Origin of the sequence: Salinibacterium sp. G-O1 (assembly GCF_030063305.1) — a bacterium.
In the GTDB taxonomy this organism is placed as follows: Bacteria; Actinomycetota; Actinomycetes; order Actinomycetales; family Microbacteriaceae; genus Rhodoglobus.
The window spans coordinates 62,460-88,275 of record NZ_JASISV010000001.1; the positions used below are offsets into that span (position 1 = coordinate 62,460).

The following is a 25,816-nucleotide window of genomic DNA, read 5'->3' on the forward strand; positions in this document are numbered from 1 at the left end:
ATCCGGGTCAGCCCTTCACGGCGCCCGCGGTGATTCCGCCGACGAGGAAGCGCTGAAGAAAGATGAAGGCAACCACGACGGGAATCGACACCAGCAGCGATGCCGCCATCAGTGCTGGCCACGCCGCGCTTGCTTCAAAGATGAACGTGTTGACGAGGCCGGGCGGTACCGTCTGCTTGTCCGGTCCCGCGAGGGTGAGGGCAAAGATGAAGTCGTTCCACCCCCGCACGAATGCGAAGAGCCCCGCAGCAACGAGCCCGGGTGCCGCGAGCGGCAGCATCACCGAATGGAAGACGCGCCACGGGCCGGCCCCATCAATGCGTGCAGCCTCGATGAGCTCATCGGGCAATGCGTCGAAGAACCCCTTCATCATCCACACACACAACGGGAGCGTGAACGTCGTGAACGAGATTATGAGCGCCAGGTACGTGTTGAGCAACCCGAACTGCGCGAACACGAGGTACAACGTGACCAGCAGTAGTGCCTGCGGGAACATCTGGCTCGACAACACGAAGTACATGAGCGACTTGCGGCCCTTGAACCGATACTTCGAGAATGCGAAGCCCATGTACATCGACACGATGACCGACAGCACGGCTGTAGTCACCGAAACGATGATGCTGTTGCGTAGATACCCGAAGATCATCGGATTCCCGATCACGTCGGCATAGTGATCGAAGGTGATCGTGGTCGGCCACAGCGTGGGCGGAAATTTGAACACGTCGGCGCTCGGGGTCAGCGACGTGACGACAAGCCAGTAGATGGGTCCGAACGCAAACAACGACACGATGACGAGAGCAATCCACATTGCCCATCGGATGGGCCGCCTGCGACGACGCGGAGTCGCCCGGCGCAACGGGGCCATATCCGACCCGTCATTCACGGGCCTTTGGACATCGATCATGGTCATCGTGTTTCTCCCGTCGTCTCGCGCGATTTGCTTTCCTTGTCGCCGCGTTCCGACATCCAGACATAGATGACGACGAGGACGGTCAGCATGAGCATCCAGATCAGACCAAGCGCTCCGGCGTGCCCCAGGTCGTAACCCTTGAACGCGGTGTCATACACGGCGGTGGCAAACGTCGAAGTCGTGCCCGCCGGACCTCCGCCGGTGAGGACGAAAATGGTGTCGAAGTGCTGGAAGTTCCAGATGAACTCCAGCAGGATCACCAATCCCGCGATTCCCCCGATGTGCGGCCAGGTCACTGCGAAGAAGCGTCGCACGGCGCCTGCGCCATCCATGGAGGCGGCTTCGTGAAGTTCGCCCGGCACGGTCTGGAGTCCGGCAAGCAACATGACCATGATCCAGGGAAATGAGTTCCAGGTCTTGGCGAGAATGAGTGCCGCCCGCGCCGTGTCGGTCTCGAAAAGCCAGGCGATCGGCGAGTCGATGAGCCCCATTCCGATGAGGGCGCCGTTAAGCACGCCGTAGTTAGCGTCGAAGATCCACATCCACAAGAACGACACGACCACGCCCGGGATGAGCCACGGCACGAGGAATGCGCCCCTCAGGAAGGCCTGCCCACGGAACCGCTGATTAAGCACCAGCGCGAGGGCGAGCCCGACGACGAACGGAAGGACCGTCGCTCCGACCGTGAAGATCATCGTTTGGTAGGAGAGACGGACGAAGTCTTCTCGCAGAACGTCCATGACGTTCTCGAACCCGACGAAGACAGAACCTGGGTAAAGCAGGCTTTCGTCAAAGAAGGCCGTACTCAGCGAGCGAAGCAGGGGATAGAGAACGACCGCGCACAGGAGGAGGAGGCCGGGTGCGAGCAGGAAGACGAGGAATGCGTGCTCCGAGAGGGGGGTCCCTCGTCGACGCGTCCGCGTGACTTCTTCCTCGGGTGTTAACAAGGTCATCGTTGTCCTTTGACTGTCCGGCGTGACGCGTCACACCTCGAGATCGAACTCGGAAGGAGGGCAATTTCACCCGGCGTCATCGCGCTAATGGTGCACGAGGTTGCGCTGTTGTGCAACTGTCATGCACTATGTGGATGGAGAGGGTGACGTTGCGCTCATTGTGGAGCCAATCGCGCCAATTCCTCGCGGGAAAGGATGGCGCGTGACGAACGACAGGTCGACGAATCAAAGTGTCGAAAAAGCGGTTGCGGTGCTCAAGGTGTTTTCCGACGGAATGCCGAGGCGGGTCGGAGATGTTGCGAAGGCGGCTGGCATCACACAGTCGACCGCGTCGAGACTTCTTTCGACTTTGGAGTCGTCGGGCCTGGTCGAACGCGACCCCATGAGTTCGCTCTACTTCCTCGGGGATGAGCTCCTCACGCTGGCCGGGGTAGCGATCAACCAAAACCCGGTTCACCGGATCGGCCGCCAGATTGCGCAAAACCTTGCCGCTGAGCTCGGGCTCGGTGTCAATATCGCCATCCTGCGTGGCGCGGAGCTCGTGTACTTGTGCAATTTCGAGGGACGACTTTCGCCGAAATCGCACACGCTCACGGGCCAGCGTGTCCCGGTTCACGCCACGAGCATCGGAAAATCGACGCTCGCGTCGGCCAGCATCGCGACCCGACGTGCGCTCACGCTGACGCGCTACACCGAAAACACCATCACCGACCCGGCCGAGTTGGAGCGAGAGATCGCGATCATCTCGAAGCGAGGTTTTGCGACTGAGGTCGAGGAATTCGTGCTCGGCCGCGCATCCGTTGCGGCTCCAATCTTTGACCGCTTCGGGAAGATCATCGCGGCAATCTCGATTTCCGGTCCACGCAGCGCCATCGACCTCGAGCACCGCGCCGGCGAGCTGGGGCGAATCGTCGTCGAGGCCGGGGATCGAATCAGCTCCGGATTCGGCTACCACGGTCCCCGCGGCTGACGGTCGCGGCCTGCACCGCGCCGCGGCCCGCTCCACCGCGCCCGTCTGGCACGGGTGCGCCCGCGCGCACGCGCGCCCTCGCGCCGAACGGGCGCGGTCGACGGCCCGAAGCAGCTACCGCGCCAGCCGCTCCACCACCGCGCCAAAGACGCCGGGCAACGCCACCGCCGCCGGCACTATCGCGGGCCGAAGTGGACTCGTCGCGGCCTGCACCAGCGCCGCCGTGAGCCGACGGAAGTCGCGGGTCGAGCGCGCCCACGCCCTGTCGTAGTCGATGCCGTCCGTCACGTGCTCCACGGCCAGCCGCGCCTGCTCGAACCCGAGTCGCAACCCCTCGCCTGTAACCGCATCAACATAGCCGGATGCGTCGCCAACAAGCAGCACCCGCCCGGCCGAGGGACGCAGCGCTCGTTGCCGGAACGGCCCGGCCCCGCGCAGGCTGCTTGCCGCGGCCGCGCCATCGAGGTGCGCGGCGAGGGCCGGGATTCCACTGATCGTCGAGTGAAAGTCCGTGGATTTCCGACCCAACACGGCGATCCCGACGGTGTCGGCCGCGACCGGGGTCACGTAAATCTCTGCGGTCGCGGCCCAGTGCACCTCGATCATGTCGCTCCACGGGGCAACGGCGAAGTGCTGGCGCAACCCGTAGCGGCGGGCGCCCGCACGCGGATGTTCAAGCCCGGCCACCCTCCGCACCGTCGAGTGCAGGCCATCAGCACCGAACAACCAACCGGCACGCAGTCCGTCCACCGTGACTCCGTCGGAATCCTGCGTGAACGCATCGATGCGGCCGGCGGTGCGCTCAACTCCCAATTCCGCCGCGCGCGACGAGAGCGCGTCGTGCAGCGCGGTGCGGCGAACCCCTCGGCCGGCGCCCGTGCTGAAGAGGTGGTCGGCTCGCCGAGTCGGCGTCAGATAGCTCACCCCGCGCAGCGGCATCCCGGGCGGATCGATGCCGAGTCGCGCCAGCAGCGGCAGTGCGCCCGGCATGAGCCCTTCACCGCACGCCTTGTCGACCGTGTTCTCTCGCGGCTCGATGACGAGCGCCGTCAGCCCGGCCAGCCTCGCCTCGATCGCCGCAGCAAGCCCCACGGGTCCGCCGCCGACCACGACCACATCGACATCGGCACTCATGCGAGCTGCCGCAGCGCCCTGTTTTCAGTCGGGATGCGGAAGCCGAGCAGCAACACAGCATTCAGCACCGTGAATGCCAGGGCGGTCACCCATGCGGTGTGCACGAGTGGCAATGCGATGCCTTCCACAGCCACGAGCAGGTAGTTCGGATGCGGCAGCCACGCCCATCGGTATGGCCCGCGGGCAACCCGACCGGCCCCCGGCACCACAATCACGCGCGTATTCCACTGGCTGCCGAGCGAGCGGATGATCCAGTACCGGCCGACCTGGCAGAGCAGGGCGATGGCCAGCATGGGCCATCCCAGCGCTGGGATGAACGGCCGCTGCAGCAGCACGACCTCGGCAACGCTCGCGAGCAGCAGCCCGGTGTGCAGGGCGACCATCCACGGAAAATGCCTCTGCCCATATTCCGTGCCACCGCGCGCGAATGCCGCGGCCGCATTGCGCCGCGACACGATCAGCTCGAAAATCCGCTCGCCGCCTGTGGCCAGGATCAGGGCGACATAGAGGATGACGCTCACGGCCACTCCAGCAGCACAAACTCGGCGCTCACGCCCGGCCCGAGCGCGAACAGCAGGCCCGTCGATCCGGGCGCGACCCCCGCGTCGATGGTGTCTGCGAGCACATGAAGCACCGCGGAAGACGACAGGTTTCCGACCCGGTCCAGCGACGCCCACGACTTCTCGAACGCGGATGCCGGCACCTCAAGTGCGGCGGCGAAAGCCTCAAGCACGCGCGGGCCGCCCGGATGCGCGACCCAGGTCGTGACATCCGCAATTCCGAGCCCGTTGTCGGCAAGAAACGCATCGGTTTCGGCGGGGAAGTGCTGCGTGATCACCTCGGCAACGCCGGCGGTGAGCACAATCTCGAATCCGGTTCCACCGACGTTCCAGCCGATGACGTCCTTCGTGTCCGGGTAGAACGAGCTGCGGGTGCCGACAATACGTGGACCGGATTCTGGCCGGTTGTCACCGACGAGAACGACTGCGCTGGCGCCGTCTCCGAAGAGCCCGGTTGCCACGAAATTGCCCATCGATCCGTCGTCGGGCTGCAGGGTGAGCGAGCACAGTTCCACGCTCAGCAGCACGCCTACCTGATCCGGATGCCCGACCAGGTAGTCATTGACGCGGGCAAGCCCCGCGGCCCCCGCGACACATCCGAGGCCGAACGAGGGTAGCCGTTTCACGTCCCGGCGAAGCCCGAGACGTTGAACGAGCAGTGCGTCGATCGATGGCGCGGATATTCCGGTGACCGACGTGAACATCACAAAGTCGACATCCTGCGCCTCCAGCCCGCACCCGGCGAGCGCCGCGCGCAGCGCCCTCTCTGCCAGCTCCGTCGCCACCTCGATGAAGATGTCGTTGGTTTCCCTGAACGATCCGAGACTGCGGTACCGCTCGATCGGAAGGGCGGTGAAGCGTGTTCCGATCCCGGATGCCGCGTGCATCCGTTCCAGCACCGCACGCGGCCCGGGCGCCGAGGTGATCAGCGGCGCAAGCTCGGCCGTGATCTCGGCCTGCGTGTACTCATAGGCGGGAAGAACAGGGGCGACCGCCGCGATGCGCGTCATTTCCTGAACCTAACACGCGGCGCTTGCCGGTTCATGGGCGTCAGAGTTCGATGTCGTCGCTCGCGGCGAGCTCGTGCCAGTCTCCCTGGGTGCCGCCCGCCTGTGCTGCCGGTGCTGGCTGGTAGCGGTCGGCATCCACCAGCTGGTCGATGCTGAGCGCCGTGAGTTCGGCGATCCGCTCGACCGGAACCTGGAAAGTGCGGAACGGGCCGAGGGGCGGCGGATTGCCGCTGAGCAGTTCGCGCAGGTCGATGTCTTCCAGAAGCGGCGACTGGTCGACCACGAAACCTGCGCTTCTGAGCTGTGCTGTGCCATCAACCAGCACGGTCCAGGCGGCAATCTTCCAGAACATCCTCGGGATGCGCACGCCCCGGTACAGCGCATCGTCCGGCCTGAAGACGGGCCCGGTGAACACGCTCAGCCTGAGCCGATTCGCGCCAGCGAAGGCGAGAACGTGGTCCTCGAGCCCCACCCAGAGCTCCTTGCTCTGGTTGAACTTCGCCGCCTGCGGCGCAGCGTTCGTGTACACAAATGTGTCGGAGTTCGCCTGCTTCGCGTCATCCCCCCACACCGGATCCCGGCGACGTACCAGATGCCCACGGTCGAGATCATTTCGGGCATAGAGTTCGGCGCCGGCCTGCTCTTCCTGTGCCGCTCTTGTGTCGAGCCGCCAGGTGCTCCCTCGCTTGACCTCGACGAGTTCGGCTCCCGCGATGTTCACTGCTGTGACGGCGGCGAGCCTCCGCGCGGGATCAAGCAGCACCGAAAAGTGGGTGTAATCGAGGTGGATGACCGGCTGCTGCGCCACCGGCAGCTCGACCTCGACGTCCAGAAAGCCAGCCTCGTATCCACTCATCCCTCGAGCGTAGCGACGACCGCCTTCGACGACCGCGCGAGGGGGGACTTGACGCCCAAACCCAGCCGCCAGCCCAGCAAGCTGGTCTGGACTGCGGGGTTCGGGGCCCCGAGCGCTCAAGAGACACACCCCTTGCGCCTTAATTGATAAAGGCGCCCCCAAAAAACATGGGGACGCCTTTATCAATTACGGTGCGCGAGGGGGGACTTGAACCCCCATGCCCTTTCGGGCACACGGACCTGAACCGTGCGCGTCTGCCAATTTCGCCACTCGCGCTCACCTGTCAGCAGCGAGCCGCCGACTGAGCGAGATTATCACAGTCCTGACCTGCTGCGGATGCGTCGCATCACAGCCAATCCGGGCCGGCATCTCCCGTCTCCGGCCTCAATGCGTCGCATTTATGGTGGCGAATCGATAGCTGCATGTCGTAGCGGCTAACATCGGTATGCAGTACGGGCAATGACAAGGAGTGTTTTGGGTCTTCTGGACAGCTTCGAGAAGGGTCTCGAGCGCGCCGTAAACGGGGCGTTCGCCAAGACCTTCAAGAGTGGACTCCAGCCCGTCGAGATCACCAGCGCCCTGCGCCGGGAGCTCGACACGAAGGCTGCGGTCGTGTCACGCGACCGCATTCTCGTCCCGAACAAGTTCACTGTGCAGCTCAACCAGGTCGACTACGACCGGATGATCGGCCTCGGCCAGACCCTCATCGACGAGCTCATCGGGCTCGTGCAACAGCATGCTGCCGCACAGCACTATTCGTTCGCCGGAGGAATCTCCATCACCCTGGCGGAGAAGTCCACGCTGAGCCAGGGCATGATCGAGATCAAGTCCGTGAATGTCCAGGGCACCGTCTCGTGGACCCCGGTGCTTGAGATCAACGGCACGCGCCACACCATCACCCATTCGCGCACCATCGTCGGGCGTGGAAGCGATGCGACCATCACCGTCGACGACACTGGCATTTCCCGCAAACACGTCGAGATCTTGTGGGATGGCGCGAAAGCAGAGGTGAATGATCTCGGTTCAACGAATGGCTCTCTCCTGAACGGCAATAAGGTCTCGCGGGCGCCCCTTCCCCCCGACTCCGTCATTGACATCGGCAGAACCAGAATCATTTTCAGGGTGATCGCGCAGTCGGCTGACTCCGATCAGTCTTCCCCGCTGCGGGACGGCGCTCGCTGATGGGCGAACTGACCCTCCTCATCCTGAGGATCGCCTTCCTCGTAGTGTTGTGGGGCTTCATCTTCGCGATCGTCTACGCGCTGAGGTCTGACCTGTTCGGCCAGAAGGTGCGTCGCCTGCCCGCGCCAGCCGCCCAGACCGCAGCACCAGCAGCACCCGTGGCCCAGCATCCCACCGCCCCGGCTCCGGCAACCGAACAGCTTTCGCGGCAGCAGCCCGCCGCATCGGGCGGGCCGGGATCGCTCGAAGCCCGACGACTCGTCATCACGTCCGGTGCGAAAGCCGGGCTCGAGATGGATCTGCCACCCGAGGCGATGACCATCGGCCGCTCAAACGAGTCGGGGCTGGTAATCCGCGACGACTACACCTCCACCCACCACGCGCGCCTGCTGCTGTGGGCCGATGGCTGGGTCATCCAGGATCTGGACTCGACCAACGGCACGTTCCTCAATGGAACTCGCGTTCTGGTCCCGACCCACGTTCCGCTAAACACACCGGTCAAGATCGGCACGACGAGCTTCGAGCTTCGGCGGTAAGCGCATGTCGACCACGGGGAAGAGTGCGGCCGTTTCGCACGTCGGCAAAGTCCGCAGCAACAACCAGGACAGCGGATATGCCGGACAGTACCTGTTCGTCGTCGCAGACGGCATGGGCGGCCACGCTGGTGGCGATGTCGCCTCCGCCATCGCCGTCAAGCGAATAGCCGAGACCGACCGACTCTATTCCTCTCCCCGGGACGCCGAATTCGCTCTCCGCACGGCGTTACTGGCCGCCAATTCGCTTCTCGCCGAGACAGTTTTCGAACACTCCGAGCTCACCGGGATGGGAACGACGGTCAGCGCCATGGTGCGCGTGGAAAACCAGGTGGCCATTGCGCACATCGGTGATTCACGCGTCTACCTGCTGCGCGACAACGTGCTGAGTCAGGTCACCGCAGACCACACCTTCGTGCAACGTCTCGTTGACAGCGGCCGCATCACCGCCGAAGAAGCCGCAGTGCATCCCAGACGGTCGGTGCTCATGCGCGTGCTCGGGGACGTCGACGCGTCTCCCGAGATCGACACCGCGGTGCTCGACACACGACCCGGAGATCGCTGGCTGCTGTGCTCCGACGGACTGAGCAGTTACGTCAGCGACGACAAGATGCATGTTGCGCTGTCGACGATCCGGTCGGCGCAATCGGCTGCCGAGAAGCTGGTGAAAGACAGTCTCGACCAGGGCGCTCCCGACAATGTCACCGTCGTCATTGTCGACGTCGACGAATCGGATGACTCGTCGCACATCCCCCCGATCACCGTCGGTTCGGCGGCGGTCCCGCTGGTCTTCGAGAATGACGTGGTTCGGAGGCCCCTCCGGCTGCCGAGCCTGCTGCTGCACCCACTCAAGGCTGCGCCGCCCGAGGACAGCCATTTCGAACCCGAATCAGACGACTATCTGACCGCGTTGATCCAGGAGGACCGGCGACGCGAGATTCGTCGCCGGGTCGGCTGGATCGCCTTCGTGGTGATTGTCGCAGCGCTGATCGCTGGGGCCTGCGTGATCGGCTACGAGTTCACGCAGCGCCACTACTTCGTGGGCGCCGAAAATGGCAGGGTCACGATCTACCAGGGCGTGCAGCAGGACCTCGGACCCATCTCCCTCTCCCACGTGTACAGAAGCACGACGCTGCAACTGGACGACCTACCCACCTACCAACGCGAGAGCGTCAAGGCGACCATCAACGCCGACAGCATCGCTGACGCCGAGCGGATCGTCGATCAACTCCTGAGTGTTCGGATCCCCTGACATCGCTACGACACACGAAACCGGCCCCCTGTCGACCTTGACGTCGTCCATTCGACTGCGCCTGAAGGTCCCCGCAAAGTTCCGAAACCTCGAACTCGCGCTGCTCATTCTCGCCATCGGCATCGATCTGGGTGCTATCGCGCTTGTGCAGCTGGGAGCGCTCGGCGCGATCGAACCCGGCATGCTCATCCTGATCGGGATGCTCGGGGTGCTGGTTCTCGTGCTGCACATCGTGCTGCGGGTGGTCGCCCGTGACGCCGACGCACTGGTGCTGCCCGTGGCAACCGTGCTCAACGGCCTCGGCATCGCGATGATTTACCGCGTCGACCTGGCCTATGAACTTCAGGGTTGGGATAACGGTGGCGTGCGCCAGGTCGCCTGGACCGTGCTGTCGATCGTGATCGCCATCGCAGTGCTGTTGATCGTGCGCAACCACCGCGTGCTCCAGCGCTACACCTACGTTGCGATGGCAACCGGAATCCTGTTGCTGCTTCTTCCGATGCTGCCGCTCATCGGCAGCGACCTCGGCACCAGCGCGCGGTTGTGGGTCAAGGTCGGACCGTTCTCGTTCCAGCCCGGCGAGCTCGGCAAGGTAGCACTGGCAATCTTCTTCGCGGGCTATCTCGTGACCGCGCGCGACTCACTTTCGATGGTCGGCCGCAAATTCCTTGGGATGCAGTTTCCGCGAGCCCGGGACCTTGGCCCGGTGCTGGTCGTGTTCGCGGCCTCCATGCTCGTGCTTGTTGTGCAGCGAGACCTCGGAACGGCTCTTCTGTACTTCGGCCTCTTCCTCGTCATGCTGTACGTGGCGACGGGACGTTCGAGCTGGATCATTCTCGGTCTCGGACTGTTCTTGGTGGGCGCATTCGTGGCGAGCCAAACACTCGGCTACGTCGGCGGCCGTGTCGATGCCTGGCTCGACGCGTTCAACCCGGAGATCTACGACGCTGTTGGTGGCAGCTACCAGCTTGTCCAGGGCATGTTCGGCCTGGCCGACGGTGGCATCATCGGCACTGGCCTCGGACTGGGCAGTCCCGAGATCACGCCACTGGCGGAGAGCGACTACATCATTTCGGCGCTGGGTGAAGAGCTGGGCCTCATCGGCGTCTTCGCCATCCTTGCCCTGTATCTGCTCTTCGTCTCTCGGGGGTTCCGCATCGGTTTTGCGGGCCACGATGACTTCGGTCGCCTGCTCGGCGTCGGGCTTTCATTCGTCATCGCGCTGCAGGTCTTCGTCGTCATTGGAGGCGTCACCAGAGTGATCCCACTGACCGGACTTACGACCCCTTTCCTCGCGGCGGGCGGCTCATCACTTGTGGCCAACTGGATCATCGCCGCTCTGCTGCTCAGGCTGTCAGACACCGTCAGAAATCAGCCGCTTCTCGTGGTTGACCCCGTCGCAGACAGCCGTCAGGCGGTGGTCAAGTGAACAAGGAACTCAAGCGCGTCAGCACCGTCGTGCTGCTGATGTTCGTCGCGCTATTCATCTCAAGCTCGATCATCCAGGTCCTCGCCGTTGACAACCTCAAGTCGGACGGACGCAACTCGCGCACCCTCTACGCGAGCTACTCAGCCGAACGCGGGCCCATTCTCGTCGACGGGCAGGCAATCGCGCTCTCGCAACCGAGTAACGATGAATTCAAGTTCCAGCGGGTTTACACGAACGGCCCCCTGTACGCCCCCGTCACGGGCTACCTCACGCTCAATCAGGGGAATACCGGACTGGAAGATGCGCTGAACGAGTATCTCAGCGGCACCTCCAACGACCAGTTCTTCGAACAGCTGAACGCCATCGTCACCGGGCAGAGCCCCAAGGGCGCTTCGGTCGAACTCACGATCGATCCCGTCGTGCAGCAGGCCGCATGGGACGCGCTCGGTGACTACCAGGGCGCAGTCATCGCGATTCGCCCCAAGACCGGTGAGATCCTTGCGATGGTCTCGAAGCCCACCTTCGACCCCAACCTGTTCGCCATCCATGACTCCAAGCAGGTCATCGATACCTACAACCAGCTGCTGGATGACCCGTCGGGGCCTCTGTTCAACCGCACGCTCGCCGGCGCCCTCGACCCTCCTGGTTCTACGTTCAAACTTGTGGTGGCCTCCGCCGCACTCGAAGGCGGAACCTTCACCGCCGATAGCGAGTTCCCCAACCCCGCGACGCTGACCCTGCCACAGTCGACCTTCGTCATCAGCAACTCGGACGAGACGACCTGCGGCTCTGGCGACACCGCGACCATCGCCACCGCGATCCGCCTGTCGTGCAACATTCCTATGGCCGAACTCGGCCAGCAGCTGGGTTATCGCGCGATCCTGGAACAGGCCAACAAGTTCGGGTTCAACGAGAGCATCGACGTTCCGCTTTCCTCCACCGCCAGCGTTTACCCGCGCGTGCTCGACGAGCCAAGCACGATGCTCTCTGCCTTCGGCCAGAGCGAGGTCCGGGCATCGCCGCTGCAAATGGCGATGGTGTCGATGGCGATTGCCAATGGAGGAAAGATCATGAAACCGAATCTGGTCGAGAGCATCATGTCATCCAACCTGAACTCCATCGAGACGTTCTCGCCCTCGCTCTTCCGGGATGCCATGAGCCAGCAGACGGCAGCGGCGATGACACAGATGATGGTCGCGTCTGTCGCCAACGGGGCCGCGAATACTGCCACAATAGATGGGGTCGATGTCGCGGGTAAGACCGGTACAGCGGAGAATGGCGCGGGGGATCCATACACCCTGTGGTTCACCGGGTTTGCGCCGGCAAACGACCCTGAGGTTGTTGTAGCTGTCGTCGTACAAAACGGCGGTGGGCTGGGACAGGATGGTCTGTCCAGCAAAATCTCGGCCCCGATTGGCAAGCAGGTACTAGAGGCGGTGTTGAACAGATGAGACCCTCAAGTGGGCTCACCTTTGGTGGCCGTTACCAGCTTTCAAGCCGTGTCGCCATTGGCGGCATGGGCGAAGTCTGGCAAGCCACCGACCTGGTCATCGGGCGCACTGTCGCCATCAAGATCCTGAAAGACGAGTACCTCGGCGATCCCGGGTTCCTCGAACGTTTCCGTGCTGAAGCGCGCCACGCTGCGCTCGTCAACCACGAGGGCATCGCCAACGTGTTCGACTATGGCGAGGAAGACGGCAGCGCCTACCTGGTGATGGAACTCGTTCCCGGTGAAGCACTCAGTGCGATCATCGAGCGTGAGCGCGTGCTGTCCAGCGATCGCGTGCTCGACATCGTCGCGCAAACCGCCGCCGCTCTGCAGGCCGCACACGCGGCAGGTCTTGTCCACCGCGACATCAAGCCGGGTAACCTGCTCATCACTCCCGACGGTCGCGTCAAGATCACCGACTTCGGCATCGCGCGTATCGCCGATCAGGTTCCGCTCACCGCCACCGGGCAGGTCATGGGCACCGTGCAGTACCTCTCGCCCGAGCAGGCCAGCGGTCATCCGGCATCTCCGAGCACCGACACATACTCGCTCGGAATTGTCGCCTACGAGTCGCTCGCCGGCCGCCGCCCGTTCACGGGTGAGTCGCAGGTCGCCATCGCCATGGCGCAGATCAACGAGACTCCTCCCGAACTTCCTTCCACTGTTGCCGACCCCGTTCGTAACCTCGTTTACGCCTGTCTGGCCAAGAATCCGGCAGACCGGCCGGCATCGGCGGCACACCTCGCCCGTGCGGCACAGGCGCTGAGAAGAGGGGATGTCGCGGCAGCAGCCGCGGCCGTTCCCGGTGTGCTCGGCGACGGTACCCTCGCGGCGACCGTTGGCCCCAACTACGGGCAGAACACCCAGGCAACCCGGATTCTCACGACACAGAGTGCCACAGACACCCAAACGACGCCTATCGAGACTGCGCGACGCAACCCGTGGACCTGGCCTCTCATCATCCTGATCTCACTTCTGGCGCTTGTGCTGCTGGGCACGATCATCGCGCTGATCGCGAATCCGCCGGGAGAGCCGTCGACGCCGACCAGCGCGCCGCCGTCAACGTCGGCGACCACCCCATCCTCAGCAGCGCCGACCCCGACCGCGACCGCGAGCGACAAGGTTACTCTCGACCCCACGGAGCTCGAAGGCCGCACGAGAGATGTCGTTCAGGCGCGCCTGACCGAGCTCGGTCTGGTTCTCAACGCCAAGGACGGCACTGTCGCCCCCAGCGCGGAGCAGGAAGGTCTTGCCTACAGCGTCACGCCCTCAGGCAATGTTCGTCTCGGTGAAACCATCACGGTCTCGTTCTACTCGCCGATTCCGGCGCCGCCGAGCGCGACCAAGCCAGCGGCGATGACGGCCTCCTCTGGGCCGTACACTCCGGGTTCGACCGTCACGTTCTCGTGGGCGACCTACAGCGGCTGCCCGGCCGATCATCCTTTGAGCGGCTTCAACGTTCAGCCGCAAAATGGATCGTTCGTCTCCGGCAACTCGATGAGGCTCGCCACTGACACCTCGGTCGACATCAAGATCTCGAACACCGTGGGCGACACCACCACCGTGACCTACACCGCGGTTTGCACCGACTTCGAATCCCCAACGTCAGACCCAACGTCGGTCACCGTCGTGGCGGCGACTCCGTAACGGTCGCTTTGCGGTTCGAAGCTCCCAGCGACGCAGCGGTTACACTGGCGGGAGTAATAGTCCAGTCACAACCGGGAGATAGCTCGTGATCGATGGCGTGGCACAGGACGTGCGTGAACTCGCCGGACGCTATCAGGTCGGTGAGCTTCTGGGCCACGGTGGTATGGCCGATGTGCACGTCGGCATCGACAGTCGCCTCGGTCGCCGTGTTGCGATCAAGCTCCTCAAGCCTTCCCTGGCTCACGACCCGGCATTCAGGACCCGCTTCCGGCGCGAGGCGCAGGATGCAGCGAAAATGGCGCACCCCACCATCGTCCGAATTTTCGACGCGGGCGAAGAGTCGGTCAAAGACGGCAGCGGCGGCGAAACCCTCGTGCCCTACATCGTCATGGAGTACGTCGACGGTCGCCTGCTGAAAGACATCGTTGCCGAGGGTGCCCTCGACCCCGCCGAAGCATGCCGCATTGTCGGTCAGATCCTGACCGCCCTGGAGTACTCCCACCGGGCAGGCGTCGTGCATCGCGACATCAAGCCCGGCAACATCATGATCACCAAAGCCGGTCAGGTCAAGGTGATGGATTTCGGCATCGCCAGGGCTATCTCAGATTCATCGGCCACGATCGCTGAAACCAGCGCCATCGTGGGCACCGCCGCCTATTTCTCTCCGGAGCAGGCTCGCGGCGAGGTGGTCGACGCCAGGACGGACCTTTATTCGACCGGCGTGGTGTTGTTCGAGTTGCTCACCGGTCGCCCCCCTTTCCTGGGCGCGAACCCCGTCGCTGTCGCATACCAGCACGTCAATTCAGATGCTGTTCCCCCGAGTTCCCTGAATCCGGGAGTGTCTCCGGCGCTCGACGCCGTCGTTATTCGCTCACTCGCCAAGGATCGATTCGATCGCTACCAGAGTGCCGGCGACTTCCGGGATGACGTCGACACTGCCGCCGCCGGATCGGTCCCCGCTCGCAAGCAGGTGGCGACCACTGACTTCAACAGCACGCTCTTCGGCGTAAACCCGACCTCCACTGCGGGCTCCGAGGCGGCAATCCGCCAGCTCACAGTAGACCGGGACGATCGGGTTGTCCGCACCCAGAATCGTCCGCCCGTCGCGTGGATCTGGGCCGGTATCGCCACCATGGTTGTTGTCATCGTGGCCGTTATCTTCTGGACCTTCAATCTTTCTCCTGCCAATCTCGCCCCCAACCTGTCGACGGATGTGCCGAGTGTGGTCGGTCAGAGCTATGAAGACGGCCTGGCCACCCTTGAGGGCAGCAAACTTGTAGCCCAGAAATTCACCGAATCGAGCTCGGACATTCCTGAGAACGTGATCGTGCGCACCGATCCCGTCTCCGGCGTTCCCGTGTCACCCGGCACGACGATCAAGGTGTACGTCTCGTCGGGCGAGCCGACCGTGTCAGTTCCTGACGTGTCCCAAATGCCCGAAGCCGACGCGATTACCAGGCTCGAGGCGAGAAATCTGGTTTACGGCGCGACCACCCGCGACTACTCCCCGGATCTCGCGGACGGCATCGTCATCCGGTCCGATCCGGCCGCCGGCGCCACTGTCGTCGATGGCAAGAACATCCGGGAGGGAGACACCGTCAACCTGATCGTCTCCAATGGCATGGTTTTCGTGCCAGACGTCGCTGGCCGCGCCCTCAAGGACGCCAACGACGCCCTCGGCGCCCTCCAGCTGCCCGTCAACGTCACGCTCGACTTCGGTTGCTCCGGCGGCACAGTGTCTGGGCAGTCAGTGATTGGTGAGCAGGCGCAAAAGACGGCAGTCACGCTGCGGGTCTGCAGCGGCTAGTACACCCCTCTGTCGGCGGCACCTGCGCCGCGGATCCCTACAGCTTCACGAGGGGGTTGAGGCCTCGAGCGGTCTCGGCGGCTTCGGGGAGGCCCGCCACGGCAAGCCAGTTGCCGAGCATGCGGTACCCGCCCTCCGTGAGCACAGACTCCGGGTGAAACTGCACTCCGAAGATGGGCTGGCTTTCGTGCCTCACACCCATGATCACTCCGCCTTCGGTGCGGGAGGTGACAACGAGATCGTCGGGCACAGTCGAGTCAACGACCGCGAGCGAGTGGTACCTCGTCGCCCGGAAGGGGTGGGGAACGCCGTCGTAAAAATCGCTGCCATCATGGTCGATCATCGAGGTCTTACCGTGCATCAGTTCATCGGCGTGGGTGACGGTCGCCCCCATCGCCTCGGCAATGGCCTGATGGCCCAGACACACGCCGAGCAACGGTTGTCCCGACGCGAGGGCAGCGGTGACGATCGGGATGCTCACGCCGGCCTGCGCCGGGTTTCCGGGCCCGGGCGACAGCAGCACGGCGTCGTACTCACGAATCACCGCGGCCGCGGCATCCTCTGAGAACGCGTCGTTGCGAAGCACCTCGGTTTCGGCACCGAGCTGAATCAGGTAGCCGTTCAGCGTGTAGACGAAGCTGTCGTAGTTGTCGATGACGAGAACGCGCGTCATTGTTGTTCCACCGTGACCTCCTGCGGTGTGACGAAATGGTCGGCCCAGGGAAAAACCCAGAGCACGAGGGCGGCCAACACGGCTGCTACAAGAATAAGGACGAGCAATAGCCGCAACCACCACGGTCCGGGCAGTGCCCGCCAGAGTGCGCCGTACATCAGCTGGCCGCGCTTGCCTGGGCGAGGGCCGCGATTTCGGGAGGGGCTCCGCCACTGCGCGGGAACCAGGTGTCGTACAGCGAGTACACGATGATGCGCTCATCGGCCGTGAACACAGGGTTACAGCTGGTGAGCGTCAGCACACGGTCGGTGGCAGCGATGCCAGGGGACTGGGGGACCGGGTCAAGCACCCCGACACCCGACGCGTGGACGTACTCGAGGCTGCGCACGACGTATTTGTACCATCCCGCCTCCATCTCGAAGTAAATGGAGTCGCCAATCTGCATCTTCTCAATGTCGTAGAAGGGCGAACCATTGCCGGTCCGGTGTGCGGCAAAGGCGGCATTCCCCACCCCACCGGGAGTCTGAGTGCCCGGATAGTGCCCGATCTTGGTTCTCAGGACGTCGGCGTTGACACCCTCTGCCACCGGTCGCGTGTAATCCGCGCCCAGACGGGGCACGATGAGGTTGGCAAAGGCCACGGCGTTCTCTGGCGCGGGCTGCACGATGGGGTCTCCCGGACCAACCGGAGCTGCCGGTTCCGCCGGTTCCGCCGGTTCCGCGGGCGCCTCTCTGTCCCACGCCTGACTGAGAGCCTGGGCTTCCTCCGCCTGCGCGTTACCGCTGATGAGGTTGCCAAGCCAGACCTGCCATCCCAGAAACAACAGCACAACGACGCCAGCCGTGATGAGCAATTCGCCGATCACGCCGACTACGCTGACGCGACGGCGTTGCTTCATCACTCGCTTCTCGCGGCCGCGGGTTTTGCGACGCCCCTGCTCAGTGGCCATGATGTCGATTCTAAGCTGCTCCGACGACCTCAAACCCCCGGGAATGCTGGGTAGCCAGCCCCGCTCGCCCGTATCAGGCTAGAATCTTGCGCATGGCCCGTACGACAGCACGCACCAAGTCCGACCGTCCCGCCGAAGCCCGCACGGGCGAGCAGGCTCCGAACGCGGTCTGGTTCAAGCCCGTTATGTTCGGCTTTATGCTGCTCGGCCTGGTGTGGATCATCGTCTTCTACGTGAGCAACAACACGCTGCCGGTCCCGGGCATCGGTGCGGGCAACATCCTCATCGGCTTTGGGATCATGTTCATCGGCTTCCTGATGACGACCCGCTGGCGCTGACCAGCTCTTTCCTGCAGCTGCTGACCAGCAACTTCGCTGGCACGCCCCGATAACTACACGCGTGTAGTTATACCCATTGTGGATAGCCTGTGGATAACTCCCAGATCCCCTCGGATCAGAATCCGTAAAGCTGGATCGCGGCCACAGTAACGGCGATGAGCACCGCCACGATTCCGGCAATGAGGCCGATCTGCAACGACTTCTGGTCACGGCGCCTCGTGCGCAGGTAGACGAGCGCGACAGCCGAGCCCACCACCAGACCACCGAGGTGCGCCTGCCACGCAATGTTCGTCCCTGGCACAAAGCCAATCACCAGGTTCAGCACGATTACGATCAGGATCTGCACATTAGTGCCGCCCAGCTTGCGCTGAATGACGAAGTAGGCGCCGAGCAGTCCAAAGATGGCACCCGACGCTCCCACCACCGGAGTGACCGGTGCCAGGAGCAACACCGCCACGGAGCCGCCCAGACCGCTCACAAAATAGAGGGCAAGGAATCTCGCGCGTCCCACCATGCCTTCGAGCAGCGGGCCGAAGATGAAGAGCGAGAACATGTTGAAAAGAATGTGCAGTAGCGACCCCTGCGAATGCACGAAGAGGGCAGTGATCATGCGCCATGGCTCGCTCGGTGTGAACGGTCCGAAGTACACGAGCGCATTAGTCACGGGGCTGCCGGGCAGAATCTGGAGCAGATAGATCAGCGCTGTGACGCCAATCAGGCTGTACGTGACGACGGGAGCCCCACGCGACCGACGCAGCGAGGTGAGAATGGCCGACTTCTGTCGCGGCGCGCCCGCCTTCGCTTCCTTGATGCACTCAGGGCAATGCACCCCGACGGCGGCCTGCGTCTGGCACTCGGCGCAGATCGTTCGTCCGCACCGTTGACACAGGATGTAGCTCTGGCGATCCGGATGCCGGTAACAGTAGTGAGCCGAATTGTTCGGCGTACTTGTCACCTAGGTTCAGACCTCTTCGATGGTGACGCTCTCGATGACGACATCCTTGAGGGGCTTGTCGCGGCCGTCGGTGTCGACTGCCTCGATCGCATCCACAACACGCTTGGACTCGTCATCAGCAACCACGCCGAAGATGGTGTGCTTGCCCTGAAGCCACGGAGTCGGCACGGTGGTGATGAAGAACTGCGATCCGTTCGTACCTTTGCCACCACGGGTGCCCGCGTTGGCCATCGCCAGCACGTACGGCTGCGAGAAGTTGAGGTCGGGGTGGATCTCGTCGTCAAACTCGAATCCGGGGCCGCCGGTGCCCTGGCCCAGGGGGTCGCCACCCTGCAGCATGAACTGCTTGATGATGCGGTGGAAGACGATGCCGTCGTACAGCTTGTCGGTGGAGACCTTGCCGGTCGCGGGGTGGGTCCACTCGATCGTGCCCGAGGCGAGCCCCGAGAAGTTCGCAACCGTCTTGACGGCATGATTGCCGAAAAGGTTCAGTTTGATGGTGCCGAGTGAAGTCGTCATGGTCGCAACCGCTGTATGCATAGGGACAATTCTTGCATAGTGGCCCTGCAAGAATCCCCGATATCACCCAGAGGGCTCACAGGCAACTCATTACATCCCAGCCACCGGGCATGACAGTATTGTGGGACGTTTCGATTCCCCACTGGAGGTTTTCCTCATGGCACTATCACGCAAGCGCCGAAAAGAGCTCAAGAAGCTAAAGAGCCAGGCCGGAAATCTTTGGGACGATCAAAAGGAGCTGCTTGACCACGCGAACCTCGTCGTTCGTGAGGCTCGTCGCCAGGCGTCCCACTACGCACGTGAAGAGGTTTCACCGCGTCTTCGCGACAAGTACGACGACACGCTCCGTCCCGTCGTCGAGAATGCACGTTCTGCGGCCGGGAGCGGCATTGCCAGCGCCCGTTCAGCAGCAAGCCACACTCGTCACCGCCTCACCGACGACGTCATCCCCGGCGTGACCTCGGCTGTTGGCGCTGCCCTCGCGGCTATTGAGGTCGCCAAGCACCACCAGTTGCAGGATGCCATCGCTCGTGCCTCGAAGTTCGGCACCGATGTCGGCACCCGGGTTGGCATCGTGCAGCCCAAGCCGACGCCGGCTGCCGGCCCCGGCAAGTACATCCTCATCGGTGCCGGTGTGGTGGCCTTCGCGTTCGTGGCCTACGCCGCCTGGCAGACGCTGCGTGCAGACGACGAGCTCTGGGTCGAGGAAGACGCCGTAGAGGCGCCCCTGGCTACCGAGAGCTAGAACCCGGTCAAACGGAAAGGTCGGTGCTTCGGCACCGGCCTTTTCGTATTTAACCCGGCAGCGCGCCCTGTTCCCTGGACCGGCTTTCCTGCCAGGCCGAGATACCGATGTCCACGAGGCTCACCCGGGGAAGGGATTGCACTTCGTCGAGGGCGAACCAGCGAGCTTCGTCGCTCGAACCGTCTCGTTCGTGGGTGAGAGTCCCGGATGCGATAGTCGCCTCGTACACGATCCTGAAGGAGTGCATGGGGGAAGGAGCAACGCCTGGCGGCGCATGGCGCGAGATGATGATCGAGTCAGCGCTGAGCAACGGGCCCAGGGTGGCCGTGAACCCTGACTCTTCCCGAATCTCGCGGATCGCAGCATCCGCCGGCTGCTCGCGATCCTGAACTCCTCCGCCCGGTAGCGACCACTTGCGGCCCTCGTGCCAGTGAGTGAGGAGGATTGACCCATCGACGATTATGACGCCGTACGCGGCAACCCGGATATCCATGTCAGGAGTTTAGGGCAACGCAAAAGCGCCGCCATTGCTGGCGGCGCTGTATTGAATCGTGGAGCCTAGGGGAATCGAACCCCTGACCTCCTGCTTGCAAAGCAGGCGCTCTACCAATTGAGCTAAGGCCCCGTGCATCACTGATCCCTGGGGAGCTGTGACACTCAGGTCGGGTGGTCCCTTGTGGAGACTGCCCTTATGAAATTTTTAGTGGGGATACGAGGACTTGAACCTCGGACCTCTTCGTTATCAGCGAAGCGCTCTAACCGCCTGAGCTATATCCCCCAGACCAGATAAGAACCTATCTTATCCAGCCGGTTTCTCGTAATCGGTCAGTTGTTGGTGAAGCCCACGAGCAGGCCACCGGTGATTCTGACGCTGAAGTTGTACAGCATGCTGGCGATTGCACCGAGCGCGGTTCCGACCACGACGTTGAGAATTGCGATGACCACGGCGAACAACGAGACCTGCGCGAGCGAGAAGTTCGTCGTCACACTGAAGGTCGGGTCGCCCAGGATGTCCTTCAGGATCGAATCGAGGTCTCCGAAGATTCCCGTGGAGTTCAGCACGATCCAGACCAGCGTCACGGCGACGACCAGGATGATCCCCAGCGATACCGCGATCAGGAAGGAGAACTTCACTGCAGACCAGAAGTCGATGTACACCAGCTTGAGGCGAACCTGCTTGGTGGCTACCTGTCGCTGCGACTTTCGCTGCAGCTTCTCGGCGACACTACTCATCTATCGACGCGTCCTTCCCAGAGGATTCCGCCGCGCCCTGATCGGTTTCGACGGGCTCGTCGGGTTCCTGGTTTTCTAGATTTCGTTCACTGTTGCGAGCAATCGCGATGATCCGGTCGTCGTCCGCAAAACGAGCAAAGACGACTCCCATGGTGTCACGACCCTTGGCCGGAACCTCAGCGACAGATGAGCGTACCACCTTGCCACTGGCAAGAACCACAAGAACTTCGTCTTCGTCTCCGACGATGAGGGCACCGGCGAGGTCGCCTCTGGCCTCCGCGAGTTTCGCGACTTTGATACCCAGTCCGCCTCTGTTCTGCACCCGGTACTGGTCTACCGAGGTGCGCTTGGCGTATCCGCCCTCGGTCACCACGAAGACATATCCGCTGTCACTGACGACGCTGGCCGAGAGCAACTGGTCTTCGTTTCGGAAGTGCATTCCGATGACACCAGAGGTGGAACGACCCATGGGGCGCATGGCGGCGTCGGTCGCGGTGAACCGGATTGACATTCCCTTACGCGAGACCAGGAGAACGTCAACATCCTCCTCGACGAGCATCGCCGAGACCACTTCGTCGCCTTCGCGAAGGTTGATCGCGATGATGCCGCCGGTGCGATTGGTGTCGTACTCGGTGAGGCCGGTCTTCTTGACAAGGCCGCCACGCGTGGCGAGAACGAGGTACTCGGCCGCCGCGTAGTCGCGGATGTCGAGGATTTGCGCGATCTCTTCCCCGGGCTGCATCGCCAGAAGATTGGCGACATGCTGGCCCTTGGCGTCTCGCCCGGCCTCCTGAAGTTCGTAGGTCTTCGCCCGGTACACGCGACCGGTGTTGGTGAAGAACAACAGCCAATGGTGCGTTGTGGTCACGAAGAAGTGGTCGACCACGTCGTCAGCCCTGAGCTGTGCGCCCTTGACTCCGCGTCCGCCGCGGTGCTGGCTGCGATAGTTGTCGCTGCGAGTGCGCTTGATGTAGCCGCCCCGCGTGACGGTGACGACCATCTCTTCCTCGGGGATGAGGTCTTCGACGCTCATGTCACCGTCGAAGCCGAACATGATCTCGGTGCGGCGGTCGTCGCCATACTTCGCGATGAGGTCGGTGAGCTCTTCGCTGACGATATTCCGCTGCAGATCCGGGCTGGCCAGGATGACCTTGAACTCTGCGATTTCGAGTTCGATCGCGGCCAGATCTTCCATGATCTTCTGTCGTTCGAGAGCCGCGAGGCGACGAAGCTGAAGATCGAGGATGGCCCGGGCCTGAAGCTCGTCGACCGTGAGAAGCGCGATCAGACCGTCGCGGGCCTCTTCGACAGTGGGCGATCGACGGATGAGGGCGATGACCTCGTCCAGCGCGTCGAGCGCCTTGACGTATCCCCGCAGGATGTGGGCACGTTCCTCGGCCTTGCGCAGGCGATATGCCGTGCGCCGGACGATGACCTCGATCTGGTGGGCTGCCCACGCCGTAATAAACCCGTCGATAGACAGAGTCCGTGGGATTCCGTCGACGATCGCGAGCATGTTCGCGCCGAAGTTCTCCTGAAGCTGCGTGTGCTTGTAGAGGTTGTTGAGCACGACCTTGGCAACCGCATCGCGCTTGAGCACGATGACGAGTCGCTGGCCGGTGCGGCCCGAGGTCTCGTCCCTGATGTCGGCGATTCCGGCGAGCTTGCCATCCTTGACCAGGTCGGCGATCTTCAGGGCGAGGTTGTCAGGGTTGACCTGGTACGGCAGCTCGGTAACAACCAGGCACGTGCGACCCTGCAGTTCTTCGACGTTGACGACCGCGCGCATCGTGATGGAACCACGGCCGGTGCGGTACGCATCCTGAATGCCCTTGATTCCGAGGATCTGGGCTCCCGTGGGGAAATCAGGGCCTTTCACGCGCTGGATCAGCGCCTCGATCAGCTCCTCTTTACTGGCGTCGGGGTTGGCGAGGTGCCAGAGTGCGCCCTCGCCCACCTCGCGCAGGTTGTGCGGAGGGATGTTGGTGGCCATGCCGACCGCGATACCCACCGACCCGTTGACCAGCAGGTTCGGGAACCGGCTCGGCAGAACCGTTGGCTCCTGGGTGCGACCGTCGTAGTTGTCCTGGAAGTCGACCGTGTCTTCTTCGATGTCACGGACCATCTCCATGGCCAGGGGAGCCATCTTGGTCTCCGTGTAACGATGAGCGGCGGCCCCATCGTTTCCGGGGGAACCGAAGTTGCCCTGTCCCAGCGCCAGCGGGTACCTGAGGCTCCACGGCTGAACCAGTCGCACGAGGGCGTCGTAGACGGATGAGTCACCGTGCGGATGGAACTGGCCCATCACGTCGCCGATGACGCGGGTGCACTTCGAGAAACCCTTGTCTGGTCGGTATCCGCCGTCGTACATCGCGTAGATCACGCGGCGGTGCACGGGCTTCAGGCCGTCTCGGACCTCCGGCAGCGCGCGACCCACGATGACGCTCATCGCGTAGTCGAGGTACGACCGCTGCATCTCGAGCTGCAGGTCGACCTGCGTGATTTTGTCGTGCGCGGTGTCGACCACCTTGTCGGTGAAGGTCGGTTCCTGTGGTCCTGTTACGTCAGCCATGGTGTGCCCTAAAAATTATCGAAATCAGATATCGAGGAAGCGGACGTCTTTGGCGTTGCGCTGGATGAAGTTGCGCCGCGATTCGACGTCTTCGCCCATGAGGGTCGAGAAGATCTCGTCGGCAGCGGCAGCGTCATCCAGTGTCACCTGCAGCAATGTGCGGGTCGCCGGGTCCATGGTGGTTTCCCACAGTTCCTTGTAGTCCATCTCGCCAAGACCCTTGTAGCGCTGGATGCCGTTGTCTTTCGGCATGCGCTTGCCCGAGGCGAGCCCCAGCTCGGTGAGCGCGTCACGCTCCCGGTCGCTGTAGACGTACTCGTGCTGCGCGTTGCTCCACTTCAACCTGTAGAGCGGCGGCTGCGCGAGGTACACGTACCCGAGGTCGATGAGTGGCCGCATGTAGCGGAACAGCAGGGTCAGCAGCAGGGTGGTGATGTGTTGTCCGTCGACGTCGGCATCGGCCATCAGCACGATCTTGTGGTACCTGGCCTTGGTGGGGTCGAAGTCCTCGCCGACCCCGGCACCGAACGCGGTGATCATCGCCTGCACTTCGGCGTTACCGAGAGCGCGATCCAGTCGTGCCTTCTCGACATTCAGGATCTTGCCGCGCAGCGGGAGAATCGCCTGGAACTCGGGGTTTCGGCCCTGAACGGCCGATCCGCCTGCCGAGTCACCCTCGACCATGAAAATCTCAGAGAGACTGGGGTCTTTGCTCGAGCAGTCGCGAAGCTTGCCGGGCATGCCACTGGATTCGAGGAGCCCCTTGCGGCGAGTCTGCTCGCGCGCCTTACGCGCGGCGATGCGTGCCTGGGATGCCTGGATTGCCTTGCGAATCACGTCGCGAGCCTGGGTGGGGTTGCGGTCGAACCAGTCGCCGAGTTGCTGGCCGGCGAGACGCTGCACGAATGCCTTCGCCTCGGTGTTGCCGAGCTTCGTCTTGGTCTGGCCCTCGAACTGTGGTTCGGCGAGCTTCACCGAGATGACGGCCGTGAGGCCCTCACGAACATCGTCACCGGAAAGGTTCTCGTCTTTCTCCTTGATGATGTTCTTCTCGCGCGCGTACTTGTTGACGAGAGTGGTCAGGGCGGCCCGGAAGCCCTCTTCGTGGGTGCCGCCCTCGTGGGTGTTGATCGTGTTTGCGTAGGTATGGACGCTCTCGGTGTAACCGGTAGTCCACTGCATGGCGACTTCGAGCGAGATCTTCTTGTCGGAGTCCTCAGATTCGAACGCAATCACATCGGGGTGGATGAGATCGTTCTTCTTGGTCTTGTTGAGGTACTCGACGTAGTCGACGAGGCCACGCTCATACATGTAGCTCTCGGAGACTTCCTCCTCACCCCGCTCATCCGTGATCGTGATGCGCAGGCCCTTGTTGAGGAAGGCCATTTGCTGGAATCGGGCCCGCAGGGTTTCGTAGTCGAACTCGACGGTCTCGAACGTTTCTTTGCTCGGCCAGAATGTTTGCTGGGTACCGGTTTCGGTCGACGACTCGCCCTTTTGCAGCGGACCGGTGGGCACACCATTGTTGAAGCTCATGCGCCACACAGCGCCCTGACGGCGAACCTCGGTGTCTACCTCGCTCGACAGGGCGTTGACGACCGAAATTCCGACGCCATGAAGTCCACCGGACACCGCATAGCCGCCACCGCCGAACTTTCCACCGGCGTGCAGGATCGTCATGACGACCTCGACGGTTGATTTTTGTTCCTGCTGGTTGATATCGACCGGAATGCCACGGCCGTTATCGCGAACCCTGACCGAGCCGTCCGCTCGAATCCAGACGTCAATGGTGTCGCAGTATCCAGCGAGGGCTTCGTCTACAGAGTTGTCGACAACTTCGTAAACCAGGTGGTGAAGACCGCGGGGACCTGTCGATCCGATGTACATGCCCGGTCGCTTGCGAACCGCCTCGAGTCCCTCGAGAATCTGAATCTGGTCAGCACCGTAACTGTCAGCGGCAACGTGTCCGTTGGAGATAGCTGCGTGAGCACTCGAGTCATCAGGGGTGTCGGGGAGGGCTTTGTTTTCGCTATCGCCGCGCGCGCTGTCTGTCATATGGAATGAGGCTCCTGCCGATTCGGTACTCGCCATTCGGGGCAG

At 63.0% G+C, this 25,816-nt stretch carries 24 protein-coding genes and 3 tRNA genes; 10 read left to right on the plus strand and 17 right to left on the minus strand.

Features of this window, described 5'->3' with window-relative positions:
• Positions 1–7 precede the first annotated feature (7 nt).
• Together QMG83_RS00295 and QMG83_RS00300 are read right to left on the minus strand one after the other, a co-directional pair.
• Complete coding sequence (locus QMG83_RS00295) at positions 8–910, minus strand: carbohydrate ABC transporter permease (protein WP_283503375.1); 903 nt, start codon at positions 908–910, stop codon at positions 8–10.
• The gene (locus QMG83_RS00300; RefSeq protein ID WP_283503376.1) at positions 907–1,863 is read right to left on the minus strand and encodes a carbohydrate ABC transporter permease; all 957 of its coding nucleotides are present in this window, start codon (positions 1,861–1,863) and stop codon (positions 907–909) included. The genes QMG83_RS00295 and QMG83_RS00300 overlap by 4 nt, the downstream gene beginning before the upstream one ends.
• A 202-nt stretch (positions 1,864–2,065) precedes the next feature.
• On the opposite strand from QMG83_RS00300, the gene QMG83_RS00305 reads away from it, so the two are divergent.
• Positions 2,066–2,833 (plus strand): IclR family transcriptional regulator, encoded by a 768-nt coding sequence (locus QMG83_RS00305; protein WP_283503377.1) that lies wholly within the window; start codon positions 2,066–2,068, stop codon positions 2,831–2,833.
• Between the two features lie 114 nt (positions 2,834–2,947).
• On the opposite strand, the gene QMG83_RS00310 is transcribed toward QMG83_RS00305, so the two are convergent.
• The 5 genes from QMG83_RS00310 to QMG83_RS00330 all read right to left on the minus strand — a co-directional run bounded on the left by QMG83_RS00310 (position 2,948) and on the right by QMG83_RS00330 (position 6,669).
• Entirely contained in the window at positions 2,948–3,967 is a 1,020-nt protein-coding gene (locus QMG83_RS00310; RefSeq protein WP_283503378.1) for an NAD(P)/FAD-dependent oxidoreductase, read from the minus strand.
• Positions 3,964–4,488, minus strand: a complete 525-nt coding sequence (locus QMG83_RS00315; protein ID WP_283503379.1) for an isoprenylcysteine carboxyl methyltransferase family protein — start codon at positions 4,486–4,488, stop codon at positions 3,964–3,966. The genes QMG83_RS00310 and QMG83_RS00315 overlap by 4 nt, the downstream gene beginning before the upstream one ends.
• A complete protein-coding gene (locus QMG83_RS00320; protein WP_283503380.1) occupies positions 4,485–5,537 on the minus strand; it encodes a type III polyketide synthase in 1,053 nt (350 codons plus the stop codon). The genes QMG83_RS00315 and QMG83_RS00320 overlap by 4 nt, the downstream gene beginning before the upstream one ends.
• Positions 5,538–5,577: 40 nt before the next feature.
• Positions 5,578–6,393, minus strand: a complete 816-nt coding sequence (locus QMG83_RS00325; protein WP_283503381.1) for a DNA/RNA non-specific endonuclease — start codon at positions 6,391–6,393, stop codon at positions 5,578–5,580.
• 192 nt (positions 6,394–6,585) lie between these two features.
• Positions 6,586–6,669, minus strand: a tRNA-Leu gene (locus tag QMG83_RS00330).
• Between the two features lie 198 nt (positions 6,670–6,867).
• Here QMG83_RS00330 and QMG83_RS00335 point away from each other — a divergent pair.
• From QMG83_RS00335 to pknB, 7 genes are all read left to right on the plus strand, one after another.
• Positions 6,868–7,575 (plus strand): FHA domain-containing protein, encoded by a 708-nt coding sequence (locus QMG83_RS00335; RefSeq protein WP_283504494.1) that lies wholly within the window; start codon positions 6,868–6,870, stop codon positions 7,573–7,575.
• Positions 7,575–8,111: an FHA domain-containing protein FhaB/FipA gene (locus tag QMG83_RS00340; protein ID WP_283503382.1), complete on the plus strand. Its 537-nt coding sequence runs from the start codon at positions 7,575–7,577 to the stop codon at positions 8,109–8,111. Before QMG83_RS00335 ends, QMG83_RS00340 begins: the two co-directional genes overlap by 1 nt.
• 4 nt (positions 8,112–8,115) lie before the next feature.
• Complete coding sequence (locus QMG83_RS00345; protein ID WP_283503383.1) at positions 8,116–9,360, plus strand: Stp1/IreP family PP2C-type Ser/Thr phosphatase; 1,245 nt, start codon at positions 8,116–8,118, stop codon at positions 9,358–9,360.
• A gap of 37 nt (positions 9,361–9,397) precedes the next feature.
• Positions 9,398–10,789 carry an FtsW/RodA/SpoVE family cell cycle protein gene (locus tag QMG83_RS00350; protein ID WP_283503384.1) on the plus strand — a complete coding sequence of 464 codons (1,392 nt, stop codon included), beginning with the start codon at positions 9,398–9,400 and terminating at the stop codon, positions 10,787–10,789.
• Positions 10,786–12,240 carry a peptidoglycan D,D-transpeptidase FtsI family protein gene (locus QMG83_RS00355; RefSeq protein WP_283503385.1) on the plus strand — a complete coding sequence of 485 codons (1,455 nt, stop codon included), beginning with the start codon at positions 10,786–10,788 and terminating at the stop codon, positions 12,238–12,240. The genes QMG83_RS00350 and QMG83_RS00355 overlap by 4 nt, the downstream gene beginning before the upstream one ends.
• Entirely contained in the window at positions 12,237–13,925 is a 1,689-nt protein-coding gene (locus tag QMG83_RS00360) for a serine/threonine-protein kinase (protein ID WP_283503386.1), read from the plus strand. The genes QMG83_RS00355 and QMG83_RS00360 overlap by 4 nt, the downstream gene beginning before the upstream one ends.
• Before the next feature lie 85 nt (positions 13,926–14,010).
• Complete coding sequence (gene pknB / locus QMG83_RS00365; protein WP_283503387.1) at positions 14,011–15,732, plus strand: Stk1 family PASTA domain-containing Ser/Thr kinase; 1,722 nt, start codon at positions 14,011–14,013, stop codon at positions 15,730–15,732.
• Positions 15,733–15,769: 37 nt separating this feature from the next.
• Here the strand turns inward: pknB and QMG83_RS00370 are convergent, their stop codons facing one another.
• Positions 15,770–16,405 (minus strand): anthranilate synthase component II, encoded by a 636-nt coding sequence (locus QMG83_RS00370; RefSeq protein WP_283503388.1) that lies wholly within the window; start codon positions 16,403–16,405, stop codon positions 15,770–15,772.
• A gap of 157 nt (positions 16,406–16,562) precedes the next feature.
• Entirely contained in the window at positions 16,563–17,354 is a 792-nt protein-coding gene (locus QMG83_RS00375; protein WP_283503389.1) for a class E sortase, read from the minus strand.
• A gap of 92 nt (positions 17,355–17,446) precedes the next feature.
• On the opposite strand from QMG83_RS00375, the gene QMG83_RS00380 reads away from it, so the two are divergent.
• A complete protein-coding gene (locus tag QMG83_RS00380; RefSeq protein ID WP_283503390.1) occupies positions 17,447–17,692 on the plus strand; it encodes a cell division protein CrgA in 246 nt (81 codons plus the stop codon).
• Positions 17,693–17,807: 115 nt separating this feature from the next.
• On the opposite strand, the gene QMG83_RS00385 is transcribed toward QMG83_RS00380, so the two are convergent.
• Both QMG83_RS00385 and QMG83_RS00390 read right to left on the minus strand, forming a co-directional pair.
• A complete protein-coding gene (locus QMG83_RS00385; RefSeq protein WP_283503391.1) occupies positions 17,808–18,647 on the minus strand; it encodes a rhomboid family intramembrane serine protease in 840 nt (279 codons plus the stop codon).
• Positions 18,648–18,653: 6 nt separating this feature from the next.
• Entirely contained in the window at positions 18,654–19,166 is a 513-nt protein-coding gene (locus QMG83_RS00390; RefSeq protein ID WP_283503392.1) for a peptidylprolyl isomerase, read from the minus strand.
• Between the two features lie 157 nt (positions 19,167–19,323).
• Here QMG83_RS00390 and QMG83_RS00395 point away from each other — a divergent pair, with 157 nt between their 5' ends.
• A complete protein-coding gene (locus QMG83_RS00395; RefSeq protein WP_283503393.1) occupies positions 19,324–19,911 on the plus strand; it encodes a hypothetical protein in 588 nt (195 codons plus the stop codon).
• A 49-nt stretch (positions 19,912–19,960) separates the two neighbouring features.
• Here QMG83_RS00395 and QMG83_RS00400 read toward each other — a convergent pair whose 3' ends face one another.
• The 6 genes from QMG83_RS00400 to gyrB form a co-directional block, all read right to left on the minus strand.
• On the minus strand, positions 19,961–20,404 hold the full coding sequence (locus QMG83_RS00400) for an NUDIX hydrolase (RefSeq protein WP_283503394.1): 444 nt from the start codon (positions 20,402–20,404) through the stop codon (positions 19,961–19,963).
• Positions 20,405–20,463: 59 nt separating this feature from the next.
• A tRNA-Ala gene (locus QMG83_RS00405) sits at positions 20,464–20,536 on the minus strand.
• A 79-nt stretch (positions 20,537–20,615) separates the two neighbouring features.
• Positions 20,616–20,689, minus strand: a tRNA-Ile gene (locus QMG83_RS00410).
• Between the two features lie 47 nt (positions 20,690–20,736).
• The gene (locus QMG83_RS00415; RefSeq protein ID WP_283503395.1) at positions 20,737–21,144 is read right to left on the minus strand and encodes a DUF3566 domain-containing protein; all 408 of its coding nucleotides are present in this window, start codon (positions 21,142–21,144) and stop codon (positions 20,737–20,739) included.
• The gene (gyrA, locus tag QMG83_RS00420) at positions 21,137–23,716 is read right to left on the minus strand and encodes a DNA gyrase subunit A (RefSeq protein ID WP_283503396.1); all 2,580 of its coding nucleotides are present in this window, start codon (positions 23,714–23,716) and stop codon (positions 21,137–21,139) included. The genes QMG83_RS00415 and gyrA overlap by 8 nt, the downstream gene beginning before the upstream one ends.
• Positions 23,717–23,740: 24 nt before the next feature.
• On the minus strand, positions 23,741–25,771 hold the full coding sequence (gene gyrB / locus QMG83_RS00425) for a DNA topoisomerase (ATP-hydrolyzing) subunit B (RefSeq protein WP_283503397.1): 2,031 nt from the start codon (positions 25,769–25,771) through the stop codon (positions 23,741–23,743).
• Positions 25,772–25,816: the final 45 nt, after the last annotated feature.